Raw genomic sequence first — 15,067 nt, 5'->3', positions numbered from 1 at the left:
GCTGAAATAACTGCGGGAGCTCCTGCTGCTCGGAGAGTGGCGGGATGTGCCGCTCTAACAGAGGCTATCGGTGAAGGGTGCGCGGCAAGGGAGAGCAACTCCCTCGCTCCCGACATCATGTCCCTAGCCCGCTCGTAAGGAGAGAGCAATGTCACTCGAGCTCGCGAAAAAGCTCTACGCCAAGATGCCGGATCTTTGCGCAAAGGCAAAGGCGAAATTCGGCCGTCCCTTGACGTTGGCGGAGAAGATTCTCGTTTCGCATGCCGATAACTTCGAGACGCAACACTGGGAACGTGGCAAAGCCATGCTGGCGCTGCGCCCCGATCGTGTGGCGATGCAGGATGCCACGGCGCAGATGGCGATGCTTCAATTTATGCAAGCCGGAAAAAGTAAAGCGGCCGTGCCGAGCACGATCCATTGTGATCATTTGATTCGCGCTGAAATGGGGTCCGAAAAGGATCTGCTTCGCGCGGTGGATGAAAACAAGGAGGTCTATAACTTCCTGGCCTCAGCAGCCAAGAAATATGGGATCGGGTTCTGGAAGCCAGGCGCCGGGATTATTCACCAAGTGGTGCTCGAAAACTATGCGTTCCCCGGCAGTTTGATCATCGGCACCGACTCTCACACGCCCAACGGCGGTGGATTGGGCGGGTTGGCGATCGGCGTCGGCGGCGCTGACGCAGGTGAGGTTATGGCCGGTTTGCCATGGGAGGTGTTGCATCCGAAACTCATCGGTGTCCGTCTGACCGGCAAATTGAACGGTTGGGCCTCGCCGAAGGACGTGATCCTCTACCTGTGCGGCCTGCTGACGGTCAAGGGCGGAACCAATAAGATCGTCGAATATTTTGGACCCGGCGCGGAGACGATCAGTGCGACAGGGAAAGGCACCATCTGCAACATGGGGGCCGAACTCGGGGCGACAACGTCCGTGTTCCCGTTTGACCAAAAGATGGTTGCCTACATGAACATCACGGACCGATCCGATCTGGCCAATTTGGCTCAGGCCAACAAGGCACTCCTTGTGTCCGATCCAGAAGTGTATCAGTCGCCGGAGAAATACTACGATCAGATCGTCGAAGTCGACCTGTCGAAGCTAGAGCCGCATGTCGTCGGTCCACACACCCCGGACCTCGCACGACCAATTTCGAAGCTGGCTGAAGAAGCGAAGGAAAAGGGGTATCCGGTTGAATTGAAGGCGGCCCTGATCGGGAGCTGTACCAATTCTTCCTATGAAGACATCAGCCGGTCCGCGCACATCGCCCAGCAGGGTCTCAAGGCCGGGTTGAAAGCGAAGACCTCGTTTCTCGTGTCGCCGGGATCCGAGCGCATTTATCACACGATGAAGCGGGATGGTTTTCTGGAGACGTTCGAAAATCTTGGGGGCACCGTGCTGTCGAATTCGTGCGGCCCCTGCATCGGGCAGTGGAAACGCGCCGACGGCGTGAAGGGGAAGGCGGATTCGATCGTCAGCTCCTTCAACCGGAATTTCCCGGGTCGTAACGACGGCATTAACGAGACATTGTCGTTCTTGGCCAGCCCGGAAGTCGTGACGGCCTACGCGCTGTCCGGTGATCTCCGATTCGATCCGGTCAACCAGAAGCTGAAGGCTGCCGACGGGAAGGAATTCATACTCGAACCGCCGGTGGGAGAAGAGCTTCCGGCCAAAGGGTTCGCCAAGGGTGAAGAAGGGTACGTGGCGCCGGCTGATAACGGCGATGCCTTGACCGTCGACATTCCACCGACCAGTGAACGGCTGCAATTGCTGCAACCGTTCCCGCGTTGGGATGGGAAGGACTTGGAGAAGTTGCCGTTATTGATCAAGACCAAAGGGAAGACCACGACCGATCACATCTCTCCTGCCGGTCCGTGGCTCAAGTTTCGCGGACATCTGGACAAGATCAGCGATAATATGTTCCTCGGCGCAAACAGCGCATTCGCATCCGAGCCGGGCAAGGGCACGAACGTATTGACCGGCGAATCCAACCTCACGATCGCGCAGATCGCCCGAGCATACAAGGCAAAGGGCATCGGATCGATCGTCGTCGGCGACGAGAATTACGGCGAAGGCAGCAGCCGGGAACATGCCGCCATGTCGCCGCGGTTCTTGAATGTGCGGGCGGTGATCACGAAGAGCTTCGCGCGCATCCACGAGACAAATCTCAAGAAGCAGGGCATCCTGCCGTTGACTTTCGCCGATCCCAAGGACTACGAGAAGATCGAGATGAACGATCGGCTCAGCGTCGTGGACTTGGCGAACCTGGCGCCGGGTAAGCCGGTGACGGTGGTCATTCACAAGACCGGCGGCGATGTGAAGATCCAAGCGAACCACAGCATGACAGCACAACAACTAACCTGGTTTAAGGCCGGTTCCGCGTTGAACGCGCTGAACTAAACAGATATTCAAGAGGGGAAAGCCATGGCACAAGCAGACAAGATTATCTATACAAAGACTGACGAAGCGCCGATGTTGGCAACCTATTCGTTCCTCCCGATCATCAACGCCTTCTCAAAGGCGGCAGGGGTGTCGGTGGAACTGCGTGACATTTCGCTCGCGGGCCGTGTGATCGCGGTGTTCCCGGAGTACTTGACTCCGGCGCAGAAGCAGCATGATGCTCTGGCCGAATTGGGCGAGATGGCCAAGACACCTGAAGCCAACATCATCAAATTGCCGAACATCAGCGCGTCGATTCCGCAGTTGGTGGCAACGATCAAGGAATTGCAGAGCCAGGGGTACAAACTGCCGGACTATCCGGAAAATCCGAAAGATGACAAGGAAAAAGACATCAAGGCCCGCTACGACAAAGTGAAAGGGAGCGCAGTCAACCCCGTATTGCGTGAGGGGAACTCGGACCGCCGCGCTCCGCTCTCTGTGAAGGCCTACGCACGGAAGCATCCCCACAAAATGGGCGCTTGGCCGTCGGATTCCAAGACCCACGTCTCTCATATGAAGGGTGGCGATTTCCGCTCGAACGAAAAATCACTCACGATCCCCGCTGCGACGACGGCGAAGATCGAGTTCGTCGGCGCGGACGGCAAGGTGACGGTACTGAAAGAGAAGATCGCCTTGCAGGCCGGTGAAGTGCTGGATGCGACCTACATGAGCGTGAAAGCCTTGCGGAAGTTCTTGGAAGAGCAGATCGAGGATGCCCAGAAGCAGGGGGTGCTTTTCTCGCTCCACATGAAGGCCACCATGATGAAGGTCTCGGACCCAAAGATCTTCGGCCATGCCGTGACGGTCTTCTACAAGGACGTCTTCGAGAAGCATGGAGAGACACTGAAGAAGCTGGGTGTCGATCCGGATAACGGCCTCGGTGATCTGTACGCCAAGATCAAGTCGCTGCCGGACGATCAGCGCAAGGCGATCGAAGCCGACATTCAAGCGGTTTACAAGAAGCGGCCTCCCATGGCGATGGTGAACAGTGACAAGGGCATTACCAATCTTCATGTGCCGAGCGACATCATCATTGATGCCTCCATGCCGCCGGTCATCCGCGATTCCGGTAAGATGTGGAATCCTGAGGGCAAGCTGCAGGATGTTAAGTGTGTGATTCCCGATTCGAGCTACGCGCCGGTGTATCACGAGGTCGTCGAGTTCTGTAAGAAGAATGGCGCCTTCGATCCCCGTACTATGGGAACGATTCCGAACGTCGGTCTGATGGCCCAGGCGGCCGAGGAATACGGTTCGCACGACAAAACCTTCAAGGCCCCCGGGAACGGCACGATCCGCATCGTCGACGCAGCCGGGACGACCCTGCATGAGCACCAGGTCGAGGAAGGCGACATTTGGCGCGCTTGCCAGGTGAAGGATGCGCCGATCCAGGATTGGGTCAAATTGGCGGTGAGCCGTGCAAGGGCGACGGGAGCTCCCGCCGTGTTTTGGTTGAACAAGGATCGCGCGCACGACGCTGAGCTGATCAAGAAGGTGAATGCCTACTTGCCGAAGCACGACACAACCGGTCTCGAGATCAAGATCATGACACCGGCCGATGCCTGCCGCTTCTCGATTGAACGGATGAAGGACGGCAAGGATACGATTTCCTGCACGGGCAACGTGCTGCGTGACTATCTCACGGACTTGTTCCCGATTCTCGAGATCGGGACCAGCGCCAAGATGCTCTCGATCGTTCCGTTGTTGAACGGCGGTGGACTGTTCGAGACGGGCGCGGGTGGATCGGCGCCGAAGCATGTGCAGCAGTTCCAGGAAGAGGGCTATCTACGGTGGGACTCGCTCGGAGAGTTCCTTGCGTTGGCGGCCTCGCTGGAGCACCTCGCGAAGGTGGGAAACAATTCGGTAGCGAAAATTCTGGCGGATACGCTGGATCAGGCCAATGCGCAGTTCCTGGAGAGCAACAAGTCTCCAGCCCGCAAGGTCGGGGAGATCGACAACCGCGGCAGCCACTTCTATCTCGCACTCTATTGGGCGCAGGCGCTTGCAGCGCAAACTGCGGACAAGAAGATCGCGGAGAGGTTCCAAAAGATCGCGAAGGATCTAGGTGACAACGAAAAGACGATCGATCAGGAGTTGCTTGCGGCGCAGGGCAAGCCTCAGGATGTCGGTGGGTATTATCACCCGGACGATGCCAAGGCTTCCAAGGCGATGCGCCCGAGCGCAACCTTAAACAAGATCATCGACGCGATCGCCTAAAGGACACGTCAGATAGATACGTAAGGCGTAAGAGGCATTCGCCTCTTACGCTTCACGTGTTAGGAAAGAACGATGGCTCAAGAAGACACCAATGTAATCGATCAACCTGAGGTGATGAAGCCTCGGATGGTGACGATCGAAATCGCCGGCAAGAAGGTGGAAGTGCCGGAAGGAATCACCGTCATCAAGGCGATGTGGTATGCCGGCCAAGAAGTCGTCCGTGGTGTCGGCTGCCTTGGTGGATTCTGCGGCGCGTGCGCGACCTACTATAGGACGAAGGACGATCCGAAAGTCAGGACCTGTCTGGCCTGCCAGACGGCGGTGCAAGATGGAATGTGCTTTACGATGATGCCGCCGTTCCCGGCGCGCAAGGCCACGTACGATATCCAGAAGCTCCAAGATCCGAAGCAAGACTTGTTCAATTTCTACCCGGAAGCGCCGCTTTGCCGGAATTGCAATGCCTGTACGGAAGCCTGTCCGCAGCAAATCGATGTCCGCGAAGGGGTGTGGAAAGCCGTCTTCGGTGACTTCAAGAGTGTCTCCGAGATGTTCATGGACTGCGTCATGTGCGGCATGTGCACGCCGGTCTGTATCGCAGACATCGCGCCGAATCTTGTGGCGCTGTACGTGAGCCGGGCGCAGGGAGCGCATTTCACCGAGAAGCCGGTGGGACTCGATACCCGTATCAAGGAAATTCAGGATGGCCGGTTCAGCGACGAGTGGAACAGGATTCTCAAGATGAGTGAGAAGGAACTAGCCGATCATTGTGCGACGGTGAAATAGCATAAGCAGCAGTCAGTCGTCGGCTTTCAGGCTCCGATGGACGCGGTGGCTGAAGGCTGATACCTCAAAGCCGGACATGGACATTCACGCACTCCAACAGATCGTGCACAAGACGCGGGATGCCCGCCGTCAACAGACCATCCCGAAGTTTTCTTCCGAAGACCGCGACCAGCTGATCCATAAATATCATCCGGATTACCGCGCCAGCGCCTATCGGCCGATTCGCTTCGGTCCCAACGAAGGGGACAAGACCGTCGTTGAGCTGGCGACATTGCTCGAGGGCGACAGTCCGATCCAGAACAATGCCGATCTCACGCCGCACTATACGACCGACGTGCTGGTGATCGGGGGGGGTGGAGCTGGCTGTGCTGCGGCCTTGCACGCGCATGCGGCCGGATCCAAAACAATCCTGGCCACGAAATTGCGGCTTGGCGATTCCAATAGCGTGATGGCGCAGGGCGGTATGCAGATTTCTGTGGCGCCGGAAGATTCCCCCGTCACCCATTTTCTCGATACGCTGAAGGGCGGGCACATGCAGAACGACCATGCCCTGCTCAAGGTCATGGTGGAAGACGGACCGGCGATCGCCAAATGGTTGCTCGAATTAGGAGTCCTATTTGATCGGCAGGCCGACGGCAACCTCCATGTGAAGAAGGGTGGCGGTAGCTCCAAGCCTCGCCTCCTGACCTGCTCCGACTACACCGGCCTCGAGATCATGCGGGTCCTCAAGGATGAGGTCATCAATCAAAAAATTCAGTTGCTCGAGTTTGCAGCGGCTATCGAATTACTCAGTGATGACAGCGGGGCTTGCAGTGGCGCCATCTTCAAAGACCTCGACAATCAGCGACATGTCGTCGTTGCCGCGAAATCCGTCATTCTCGCGACGGGTGGGATTGGCCGGCTGCATATTCAGGGGTTCCCGACGAGCAACCACTATGGCGCGACCGGCGACGGTCTCTGCCTGTCTTACCGCATGGGCGCCAAGCTGGCGCATGTCGATACGTTCCAATACCACCCATCGGGCGCTGTGTATCCGGAACAGCTGATCGGGGCCTTGGTCACAGAAGGCATCCGTTCGGAGGGCGGTCAGCTCGTGAATGCGAAGGGCGAGCGCTTCGTGAATGAACTCGATACTCGTGACGTCGTGTCTTCGTCGATTATCCGCGAGTGTGAGGAAGGACGTGGTATCCGAACCATGTCCGGCCGTGTGGGCGTTTGGCTGGATACCCCCCTTCTGGATGCGGAACATGGACCGGGAACGGTCGAGAAACATTTTCCGGCCATGATGCTGCAATTCGAGCGTTTCGGCATCGATATCAGCAAGGATCCGGTGCTGATTTATCCGACGCTGCATTATCAAAACGGCGGCGTCAAGATCGATACGAATTCGGAAACGAACGTGAAGAACCTATTCGTGGCCGGCGAGGCATCGGGCGGGTTACACGGCCGCAATCGTCTGATGGGCAATTCACTGCTCGACTTGATGGTATTCGGAAAGCGTTCTGGACTGACCGCCGCCTCACGAGCCGGATCGATCAAGCAGGGAAGACTCACATTGAACCATCTCCAACAGTTCCGCGAAGATGCCACGAAGCATGGGAATGTGAGCGGGGTCGTATCACCGATGATCCTGCCGGCCTACACTCGAAAGGTAGGATAAGAGAACCGCGACGCGGATATTTCGTGTGCTTACCCGCCGCGCACGCAAGGCTCAATCAGACTCTAAGATTTCGGTCGGTGCGCGCAAGGAAGAAGAGCGCGCTCAGGGGAGGCGGGTGAAGATAGCCTGCGTCATGAGACATATCCCCGTCACCGTCCTGAGAGGGAGAGAACAGAATGAACGTGCATGAGTTCCAAGCGAAGTCATTGTTCGGGCAATTCGGAGTGCCTGTGCCGCGTGGGAAAGAGATTACCTCTGCCGACGCCGCGACGGCTTGGGCCGACGAGCTGAACACACCGGTGTTCGTCGTGAAGGCGCAAATCCATGCCGGTGGCCGCGGCAAGGCCGGTGGGGTAAAGATTACGAAGGACAAGGGCGCAGTGGCTGGTTTCGCCAAAGAGTTACTCGGCAAGACTCTGGTGACTCATCAGACCGGCCCGAAGGGGCGCCAGGTCCATCGCCTTTTGATGGAAGAAGGCGCCAATATTGCCAAAGAACTCTATCTGTCGATCCTCGTTGATCGCGACACTGGTTGGCCCACCTTCATCGCCAGTACAGAAGGCGGGATGGAGATCGAAGAGGTCGCCGCGAAAACACCAGACAAGATCATCAAGGAAGCGATCGACCCGGCGGTCGGTTTTCAAGGGTACAACGGCCGCAATGTGGCGTTTGCTCTGGGGCTTCAGAATATCGAGCCGGCGGTAATCAATTCTTTCGTCAAGATGCTTGGAAATCTCTATCGCCTGTTCATGGAAAAAAATGCGGCGCTGGTTGAAATCAATCCGCTCATCATCACGAAGGAAAAGACGTTGGTGGCATTGGATGGCAAGGTCTCGTTCGACGACAACGGCCTCTTCAAGCACGAGGATGTGCAGAAGATGCGGGATTTGAACGAGGAAGAACCGCTGGAGATCGAAGCGACAGCCAACAACTTGAATTATGTAAAGCTGGACGGAAATATCGGTTGCATGGTCAACGGCGCAGGTCTCGCCATGGCGACGATGGACGTGATCAAGTTGGCCGGCAGTGAGCCGGCGAACTTTCTGGATGTTGGTGGCGGGGCAACGAAGGAGACCGTGGCAGCCGGCTTCCGCATTCTCCTGAAAGATCCGAACGTCAAAGGCATCTTCATCAATATCTTCGGCGGAATCGTCCGTTGCGAACGCATTGCGCATGGCGTGATCGAGGCGGCTAAGGAAGTGAAAATTACGGTGCCGCTGGTTGTTCGACTGCAGGGGACCAATGCGGAGGAAGGTCGAAAACTGTTGTCTGAATCTGGCCTCAAGCTCGATGTGGCCGATGATCTGTGGGAAGCGGCGCAGAAGATTGTGAAGCTGACAGGCAAGACAGCGTAGGAGAAGTGCGCGCCGGGCCAGGTGAGGTTGATACGCGCAGTATGAGCCCCGACCCGGCACACCTTCTTGACAAAGACGAACAGGAAAAGAGGGAATCGTGAGCATATTGGTAAACAAGAATACGCGGGTGGTGGTGCAGGGGATTACGGGCAAGGAAGGTTCGTTCCATGCGACCCAGTGTAAGGCATACGGAACCAAAGTCGTCGCCGGTGTCACACCGGGGAAGGCCGGGCAAGAAGTAGAAGGCATTCCCGTGTTCAATACGGTGACCGATGCGGTCAAGAAGACCGAGGCCGATACCTCACTGATCTTTGTGCCGCCGCCATTTTGTGCGGATGCAATTCTGGAAGCTGCCGATGCCGGAATCAAGTTGGTGATCTGCATCACGGAAGGGATTCCCGTCAACGACATGGTGAAAGTGAAGCGGGCTCTCCGAGGCCGCGACGTTCGATTGATCGGCCCGAATTGCCCCGGCGTCATCACGGTCGATGAAGCGAAGATCGGTATCATGCCGGGCTTCATTCACAAGAAAGGCGTCGTCGGAGTCGTTTCCCGCAGCGGCACCTTGACGTATGAAGCCGTGCATCAATTGTCCACCTTGGGATTGGGAGAAACGACGTGTGTCGGTATCGGGGGCGATCCGGTCAATGGCACAGGGTTTGTGGATGTGTTACCCCTGTTTGAAAGGGACCCTGAGACTCAGGCCATTGTCATGATCGGAGAAATCGGCGGCGACGCCGAAGAGAAGGCAGCCGAGTTCATCAAGAAAAACGTCAAGAAGCCTGTGATCAGCTTCATCGCCGGCATCACGGCACCTCCTGGACGCCGTATGGGCCACGCCGGGGCCATCATCTCCGGCGGCAAGGGGACCGCGGCTGAAAAGATGAAAACTCTGGAAGCGGCTGGCGTCAAAGTCGTCAAGAATCCGGCTGAGATCGGCGCGGCGGTCCAACAAGCGTTGGGACGGTAATTCCTCAGGTACATTCTTCCGTTGGCATCCTCCTCTGTCACAACGTCGTCGATGTCATCTCGATGGGAGATCCATCGCCTCCGGGCAAGTGAGTCGGGTGCGACGGTTGTCATGTCTTTCCTTTCAATGAGTTGTTTGCTGGTGTGCGGCCGTGCCATCTGGAAGCGCGCCCGGTGATGACGGTGAGTGCAGGCTGGAGACAGAGTCGATTCATCCATCGCCACAGCCCTGTCCGCATGTCCGATGGGATATTGGATTTACCGATAGCTCCAATCCGTTTTATCTATTTTCAAAACTGAAGGCGGGGTTGCTACTGTGGGCGCCGTTCGCCCCTACGATGCGAGAAGAGTATCCCCTCCTGATCGCTCTGAGAGGCGGATCGATGGACGTTCATGCCAAGCACTGCAACCGCCGAACCGGGGGTCGAGTCGAGTCGTACGCAGCGTCACTCGTCTCGCCGCACTGACCAACGACGATCGACTGATGGATCTCAGATTGCGCAACCCAGATTCGTCGAAGAACATGGTTGCTTTACCGTGGGAGGACGATGAATGAAAGCGAGAATTTCGGCGATGATTTGTCTCCTCTGTGTCCTCGGCTCTGCGGATTTCACCCGGGCGGAAGATCCGTACAGCCAACGGGTCGCCGATCCCTATGCCCTATCGTCGGGCCTCCCGACCATGTCCTCCGGGACGCTCGAGCCTTATTTTTCCCTCATGGCGGGCGTGGCGATTCCGTTCAGTCAGGACGCCACGTTTTCGGATGGGACCCAGCCGACGGTGGTCAGGGATGTCGACTATCAGATGAAACACTCATGGGGGGGCAGCGCAGGGATCTGGTTTCCAACCAGAAACAAGTTGGCAGGATTTGATCTCGGTATTGAAATCACCGGCTATGTTTGGTATCCAGACGTGGCTTGCTGTCGGGACTTTTATAATAATGACCCCACGGGCGCTAACAATGGGGGATTCCCCAATCGCGGCACCACGACTGAAATATCAAGCGTCTACATCGGCCCCAATTTCCTGATCCGCTACCCCATGGCGATTTCCGAAGCCTATCCCAACGGGCGGTGGCATCCGTACGTCGGGATCGGCGTGGGAGCGCATCAGATGGGGATGAAGCCAGGTGGATTCCGGGGGGGGTCTCTTAGGAACGCCGACACCACCCAACGGGATACAACGGTCGGGTTTCAGGGAGTGGGAGGAATCAAGGCGCATCTCTTCAAGTACGTAGCGGCGTTTGTGGAGGCGAAGTATCTCTACGCCCATCACACCGGGCTGTCGTCGGATCGGTTCGCACAGAGCCCCGATGGCGGTTTAGTAAATGCGGTCGGTCCTTTTATGAATCCATATACATCCACGATTAATACGGTCTTGGTGCATGCGGGCTTGTCGATTCACTTTGACTGGAAGCCGTAGCGTCGTGCCGGATACGTCCCCCCACCGCTTACGGTGGGGGCCACTCGTTCTCGTCTCTAATCCTCCTTCTCCTCACCTCATTCCCATCAATCGGGCCAGACATGGTTTTGGTTGATCCCTAGCATGACCTCCCATTTTAACCCCTCAGACAGTTAATCGCTCTGAGTTTGTCGCAGGGCGCATACCTTCAGGCTGTTCCGTTCATGGTTCGACAAGCTCACTACGAACGCATTTCTGAGGCGCTACACGAAAGCACGGCGGGTGATGACGGTGAGTGCAGGCTGGAGACAGAGTCGATTCATCCATCGCCACAGCCCTGTCCGCATGTCCGATGGGATATTGGATTTACCGATAGCTCCAATCCGTTTTATCTATTTTCAAAACTGAAGGCGGGGTTGCTACTGTGGGCGCCGTTCGCCCCTACGATGCGAGAAGAGTATCCCCTCCTGATCGCTCTGAGAGGCGGATCGATGGACGTTCATGCCAAGCACTGCAACCGCCGAACCGGGGGTCGAGTCGAGTCGTACGCAGCGTCACTCGTCTCGCCGCACTGACCAACGACGATCGACTGATGGATCTCAGATTGCGCAACCCAGATTCGTCGAAGAACATGGTTGCTTTACCGTGGGAGGACGATGAATGAAAGCGAGAATTTCGGCGATGATTTGTCTCCTCTGTGTCCTCGGCTCTGCGGATCTTACCCGGGCGGAAGATCCGTCCAGCCAACGGATCGCCGATCCCTATGCGACATCGCTTGATGCCAATCCCCCGACCATGTCCTCCGGGACGCTCGAGCCCTATTTTTCCTTTATGGCGGGCATAGCAATTCCACGCAGTGCGGACGCCACGTTTACGGACGGGACCACACCGACGGTGGTCAAGGATGTCGACTATCAGACGAAACACTCAGTCGGAGGCAACGCGGGGATCTGGTTTCCAACCAGAAACAAGTTGGCAGGATTCGATCTCGGCGTGGAAATCACCGGATTTATTTGGTATGCGGACGTGGCCTGCTGCCAGGACAATTATAATCGTGATCCCGCAACGGGATCGGGCACCACGACCGAAGTCAATGGCATCTACGTCGGCTCCAATTTCCTGATTCGCTACCCCATGGCGATTTCCGAAGCCTATCCCAACGGGCGGTGGCATCCGTACGTCGGGATCGGCGTGGGAGCGCATCAGATGGCGACGAAGCCAGGTTCACAACTGGGGACGGGTTTTTCCAACGCCATCACTGAACAACGGGATACGGCGGTCGCGTTTATGGGAGTGGGCGGAATCAAGGCGCATATCTTCAAGTATGTGGCGGCGTTTGTGGAGGCGAAGTATATCCATGCCGATCACACCGGGCTGACGACGGATCGGTTCGGGAAGTCCGGCCCTGCCTTTGATGGTGGGTTGCAAGGGCAACTTGCTCTTAATCCCTATGAATCCACGATCAATACGATTCTTGTGCATGCGGGCATGTCGATTCACTTTGACATCAAACCATAAGCCTACAGACGCATCACACTGGTTTCATCGCGCAGAGTTCGCGAAAGGCTCAGCCGTCCGGCTCCGGACAACTTCTAGAACTGGCCGTCGTTTTTCTCCTCCACTATGTTGGTTGAAGCTCTCGACAGATTCAGAAGCCGAATCAGCTTATCTGCCCACAGCCAGGGCGAACCTTCGTCTTCATGCTTGCAATAGACAAAGCAGTCCTTCCCTTTCTGTAATGCTTCCTGAAATCGTTCCACCCATCGGTTGAGATCTCTCTCAATGTATGTGGTTTTTCGCAGCCGCACATACCGAAAGTCCGCCGTGTCTCGATGCTCCACCTCTTGTTCATCCGTCTCGACGGCTGCCCACGCGACAGCATGTCGGAGGAGGAGTTGTTCGATCTCGTCCGTGTGCCAACTCTCATGGCGAAATTCTATGGCCCACCGATGTGTCGATGGTAGACGGCTTAAAAAGTCCTCCAGTCGTCCGTCATCGCGCTTCAAGTTAGGAGGCAGCTGGAGCAGGATCGGTCCCAGCTTGCCCATCTTGCGAAGCGGTTCGAGCCGTTGAAGCATCGCCATCAGCGTCGGCAATCCTTCCAGCTTCAGGCGGCGGAGGTGTGTGATCTCTCGATGTGCTTTCGGAGCGTAAATAAAATTCGGCGGTGTTGTTTGAGACCAGGTTTCCACCGTCTTCTCGGTTGGGAGCCGATACCAGACTCCGTCGAGTTCAACCGTTGAATACCGAGAAGCATAGTAGCGGAGAAATTCAGCGGGCTTGATATCTGGTGGATAAAACCTATGTAAACCTTGCCATGCTTTGTAGGAATAACCGGAGAGACCGATGGAGGCCTTGGCCATACTAATTACTCAACCAACACTTGCCGTGTCTCGTCGAGATGCTTTTGTAGGTACGCCATGAAGGGTGTGCCTCCTGTCCCTACGGCGGTGGGATTGCTGGTGTGCGATTGCTGCTGACGGTGGATGTAGCTATCGGCATATCCGATATGGATCTCGCGAAACTGCGCGAGAAGCTCAATGCAGCTTCGGTAAGCGGCCCAGAGAGCAGGATGTCGGAGCTTTCGATCCCGCACGTAACCGAGGAGCACCGGGCGGCCCCGATCATCAGTGGCTTGCTCCAATGCTTCCAGAAATGCCCGATGACGCGGAGGCATGTACTCACGCATTTCCTGCAGATAAAGAGTCAGAAGACCCGGGGCGTGAACGATGCCCAGCCCGGCGTCAAGGCAGGGCACGATAGAGCTTTGAGCGCCGGTTTCACCGCGGAATTGCTGCGGGGCACCGTTAAAGGCTGTCACCCCCTGATATACGAGACCGGATGGCAAGGCGGGGCTGTTTTTCCACCCATGAATGTAGGGTCGCACGCGCGTGTAGTAAACATATGGATCGCAGCGCTCCTTCATCCTGATAAGCGTATCGCGCATGGCGGTTTGGGCTGTCGCTAACGATTGAAGGCCCAACAAGACTTCGTCTTCCTTCTCCTCGACTGCGCTTCGCATCGCGTGGAGAAGTCCAGCCAATGCCGGGCCTGCTTGTCGTTCGATTTGGATGTGGACGACAACAAACCACTCTTCGTCCTGACCGCCGAGAAAATTCTGCAACAAGACGATGTTATCGACTTGGATCGGCTTCTCCGGATCGAGCCTTCGCCAGTTGTCGAGGGCATAGGACGCGTACGATAGTACCGGTGGCCGGCCAAGCCGCTGGGCAACCTCAAACCAGGGCTGTGCAAGTTGGGGTGGCAATATCGGCGCCGGTTGGTCCGGAATTTCCCATACGTAAGCGTGGCCGGCGAACGAAAGAATCCGCATTGCGGCTTTATAGTGCTCACGTTGCCATGTCTGGGGAATGACTGCGCTCTGCTGAAATTGCTCGTCGATGAATCGCCGAACCGCTCGCGCGACGAGCAGCTTCGGTAGTTCCTCCCCGACAAAGTTCAGCTCAGGAGAGTTAGGAAGGCCCTTAACAGGTTCTTCGGGAAGAAAGCCTCGCTCCGGTGAAATGTCATAGTCGGGGAGATCGAAACGAAGGGGATGCATCATAGTGGCCACCAATCGTCATCCAGTATCCGCCTTCACTGTACCATGCGGTATGGATTGAATCATGGATTTCTGAGAGGCGGCATAGCGAAATGTACGATCCGGGCGAAGAGTATTTCGAAGAAGGACTTGAGGGTTAGGTCAACGCTGGGAGGAGGTTTTGATCTGTGGCCAGACCTCCAGTCATCACTCGATCAAGTCGGTGACGGGCGATGGTCGGCAAGCGGATGAACTCCACGCCGAAGGTATTTTCGCGAACCCAGCGGATCTTTCCCAACTCGATAAATAGAGAAGAGGCTGGATCGGGTAAGAGGACGCTCAGTTTAATGTAGCTCCCGGACAGGACTGTCCGATCACAGGTCACTGCACAGCCGGAAAGGGAAAGGTCGGAGACAGTCCCCTCTCCTACGAATGGGGCGCCTCCAAAGATCACGGGATATGCCACAGGAAGCCGGGGATGGATTCGCCAGTTGACAGTTGTGTCCACCATTCTCATACCCTCCGTTAGGTACGGAGTCTATCGGGAAAGATGGAATGGGACCATTCCCCGGAGGAGGGGCCTAAGGGCATACGAAGTAGGCAGTTCAACAATTCCCGCAATGCTCTTGAAAATCAGGGGACACTCCCGTCAGTAGCTGGTCAGCTACCAAAAGAATGCCCCTCTCTACATTCACTTGGTGTCGAGAATTCGT

The 15,067-nt window shown here is 56.5% G+C and carries 12 protein-coding genes; 9 read left to right on the top strand and 3 right to left on the bottom strand.

The annotated features are described in order from the left end of the window. Nucleotides 1–148 precede the first annotated feature (148 nt). From H8K04_15760 to H8K04_15720, 9 genes are all read left to right on the top strand, one after another. Nucleotides 149–2,392 (top strand): aconitate hydratase, encoded by a 2,244-nt coding sequence (locus H8K04_15760; protein UVT15255.1) that lies wholly within the window; start codon nucleotides 149–151, stop codon nucleotides 2,390–2,392. 24 nt (nucleotides 2,393–2,416) lie between these two features. Further along, nucleotides 2,417–4,645: an NADP-dependent isocitrate dehydrogenase gene (locus tag H8K04_15755; GenBank protein UVT15254.1), complete on the top strand. Its 2,229-nt coding sequence runs from the start codon at nucleotides 2,417–2,419 to the stop codon at nucleotides 4,643–4,645. Nucleotides 4,646–4,717: 72 nt separating this feature from the next. Then, a complete protein-coding gene (locus H8K04_15750) occupies nucleotides 4,718–5,428 on the top strand; it encodes a (2Fe-2S)-binding protein (GenBank protein ID UVT15253.1) in 711 nt (236 codons plus the stop codon). Nucleotides 5,429–5,504: 76 nt separating this feature from the next. Further along, complete coding sequence (locus H8K04_15745) at nucleotides 5,505–7,088, top strand: FAD-binding protein (GenBank protein UVT15252.1); 1,584 nt, start codon at nucleotides 5,505–5,507, stop codon at nucleotides 7,086–7,088. Between the two features lie 176 nt (nucleotides 7,089–7,264). Then, the gene (gene sucC / locus H8K04_15740) at nucleotides 7,265–8,443 is read left to right on the top strand and encodes an ADP-forming succinate--CoA ligase subunit beta (GenBank protein UVT15251.1); all 1,179 of its coding nucleotides are present in this window, start codon (nucleotides 7,265–7,267) and stop codon (nucleotides 8,441–8,443) included. Between the two features lie 97 nt (nucleotides 8,444–8,540). Next, nucleotides 8,541–9,413, top strand: a complete 873-nt coding sequence (gene sucD / locus H8K04_15735; GenBank protein UVT15250.1) for a succinate--CoA ligase subunit alpha — start codon at nucleotides 8,541–8,543, stop codon at nucleotides 9,411–9,413. Nucleotides 9,414–9,964: 551 nt separating this feature from the next. Beyond that, a complete protein-coding gene (locus H8K04_15730; protein UVT15249.1) occupies nucleotides 9,965–10,834 on the top strand; it encodes a hypothetical protein in 870 nt (289 codons plus the stop codon). A 203-nt stretch (nucleotides 10,835–11,037) separates the two neighbouring features. After that, the gene (locus H8K04_15725; GenBank protein ID UVT15248.1) at nucleotides 11,038–11,388 is read left to right on the top strand and encodes a hypothetical protein; all 351 of its coding nucleotides are present in this window, start codon (nucleotides 11,038–11,040) and stop codon (nucleotides 11,386–11,388) included. A gap of 85 nt (nucleotides 11,389–11,473) precedes the next feature. Then, the gene (locus H8K04_15720) at nucleotides 11,474–12,331 is read left to right on the top strand and encodes a hypothetical protein (GenBank protein ID UVT15247.1); all 858 of its coding nucleotides are present in this window, start codon (nucleotides 11,474–11,476) and stop codon (nucleotides 12,329–12,331) included. A gap of 74 nt (nucleotides 12,332–12,405) precedes the next feature. On the opposite strand, the gene H8K04_15715 is transcribed toward H8K04_15720, so the two are convergent. The 3 genes from H8K04_15715 to H8K04_15705 form a co-directional block, all read right to left on the bottom strand. Further along, complete coding sequence (locus H8K04_15715; GenBank protein ID UVT15246.1) at nucleotides 12,406–13,176, bottom strand: DUF72 domain-containing protein; 771 nt, start codon at nucleotides 13,174–13,176, stop codon at nucleotides 12,406–12,408. Between the two features lie 5 nt (nucleotides 13,177–13,181). Beyond that, nucleotides 13,182–14,378 carry a hypothetical protein gene (locus H8K04_15710; protein ID UVT15245.1) on the bottom strand — a complete coding sequence of 399 codons (1,197 nt, stop codon included), beginning with the start codon at nucleotides 14,376–14,378 and terminating at the stop codon, nucleotides 13,182–13,184. Nucleotides 14,379–14,511: 133 nt separating this feature from the next. Then, the gene (locus tag H8K04_15705) at nucleotides 14,512–14,865 is read right to left on the bottom strand and encodes a PilZ domain-containing protein (GenBank protein ID UVT15244.1); all 354 of its coding nucleotides are present in this window, start codon (nucleotides 14,863–14,865) and stop codon (nucleotides 14,512–14,514) included. Between the last annotated feature and the right edge of the window lie 202 nt (nucleotides 14,866–15,067).

The organism is Nitrospira sp. (assembly GCA_024760525.1).
Taxonomy (GTDB): Bacteria; Nitrospirota; Nitrospiria; order Nitrospirales; family Nitrospiraceae; genus Nitrospira_D.
The sequence above is the reverse complement of the archived record's forward strand: the minus strand, read 5'-3'. Positions and strand labels throughout refer to the sequence as shown.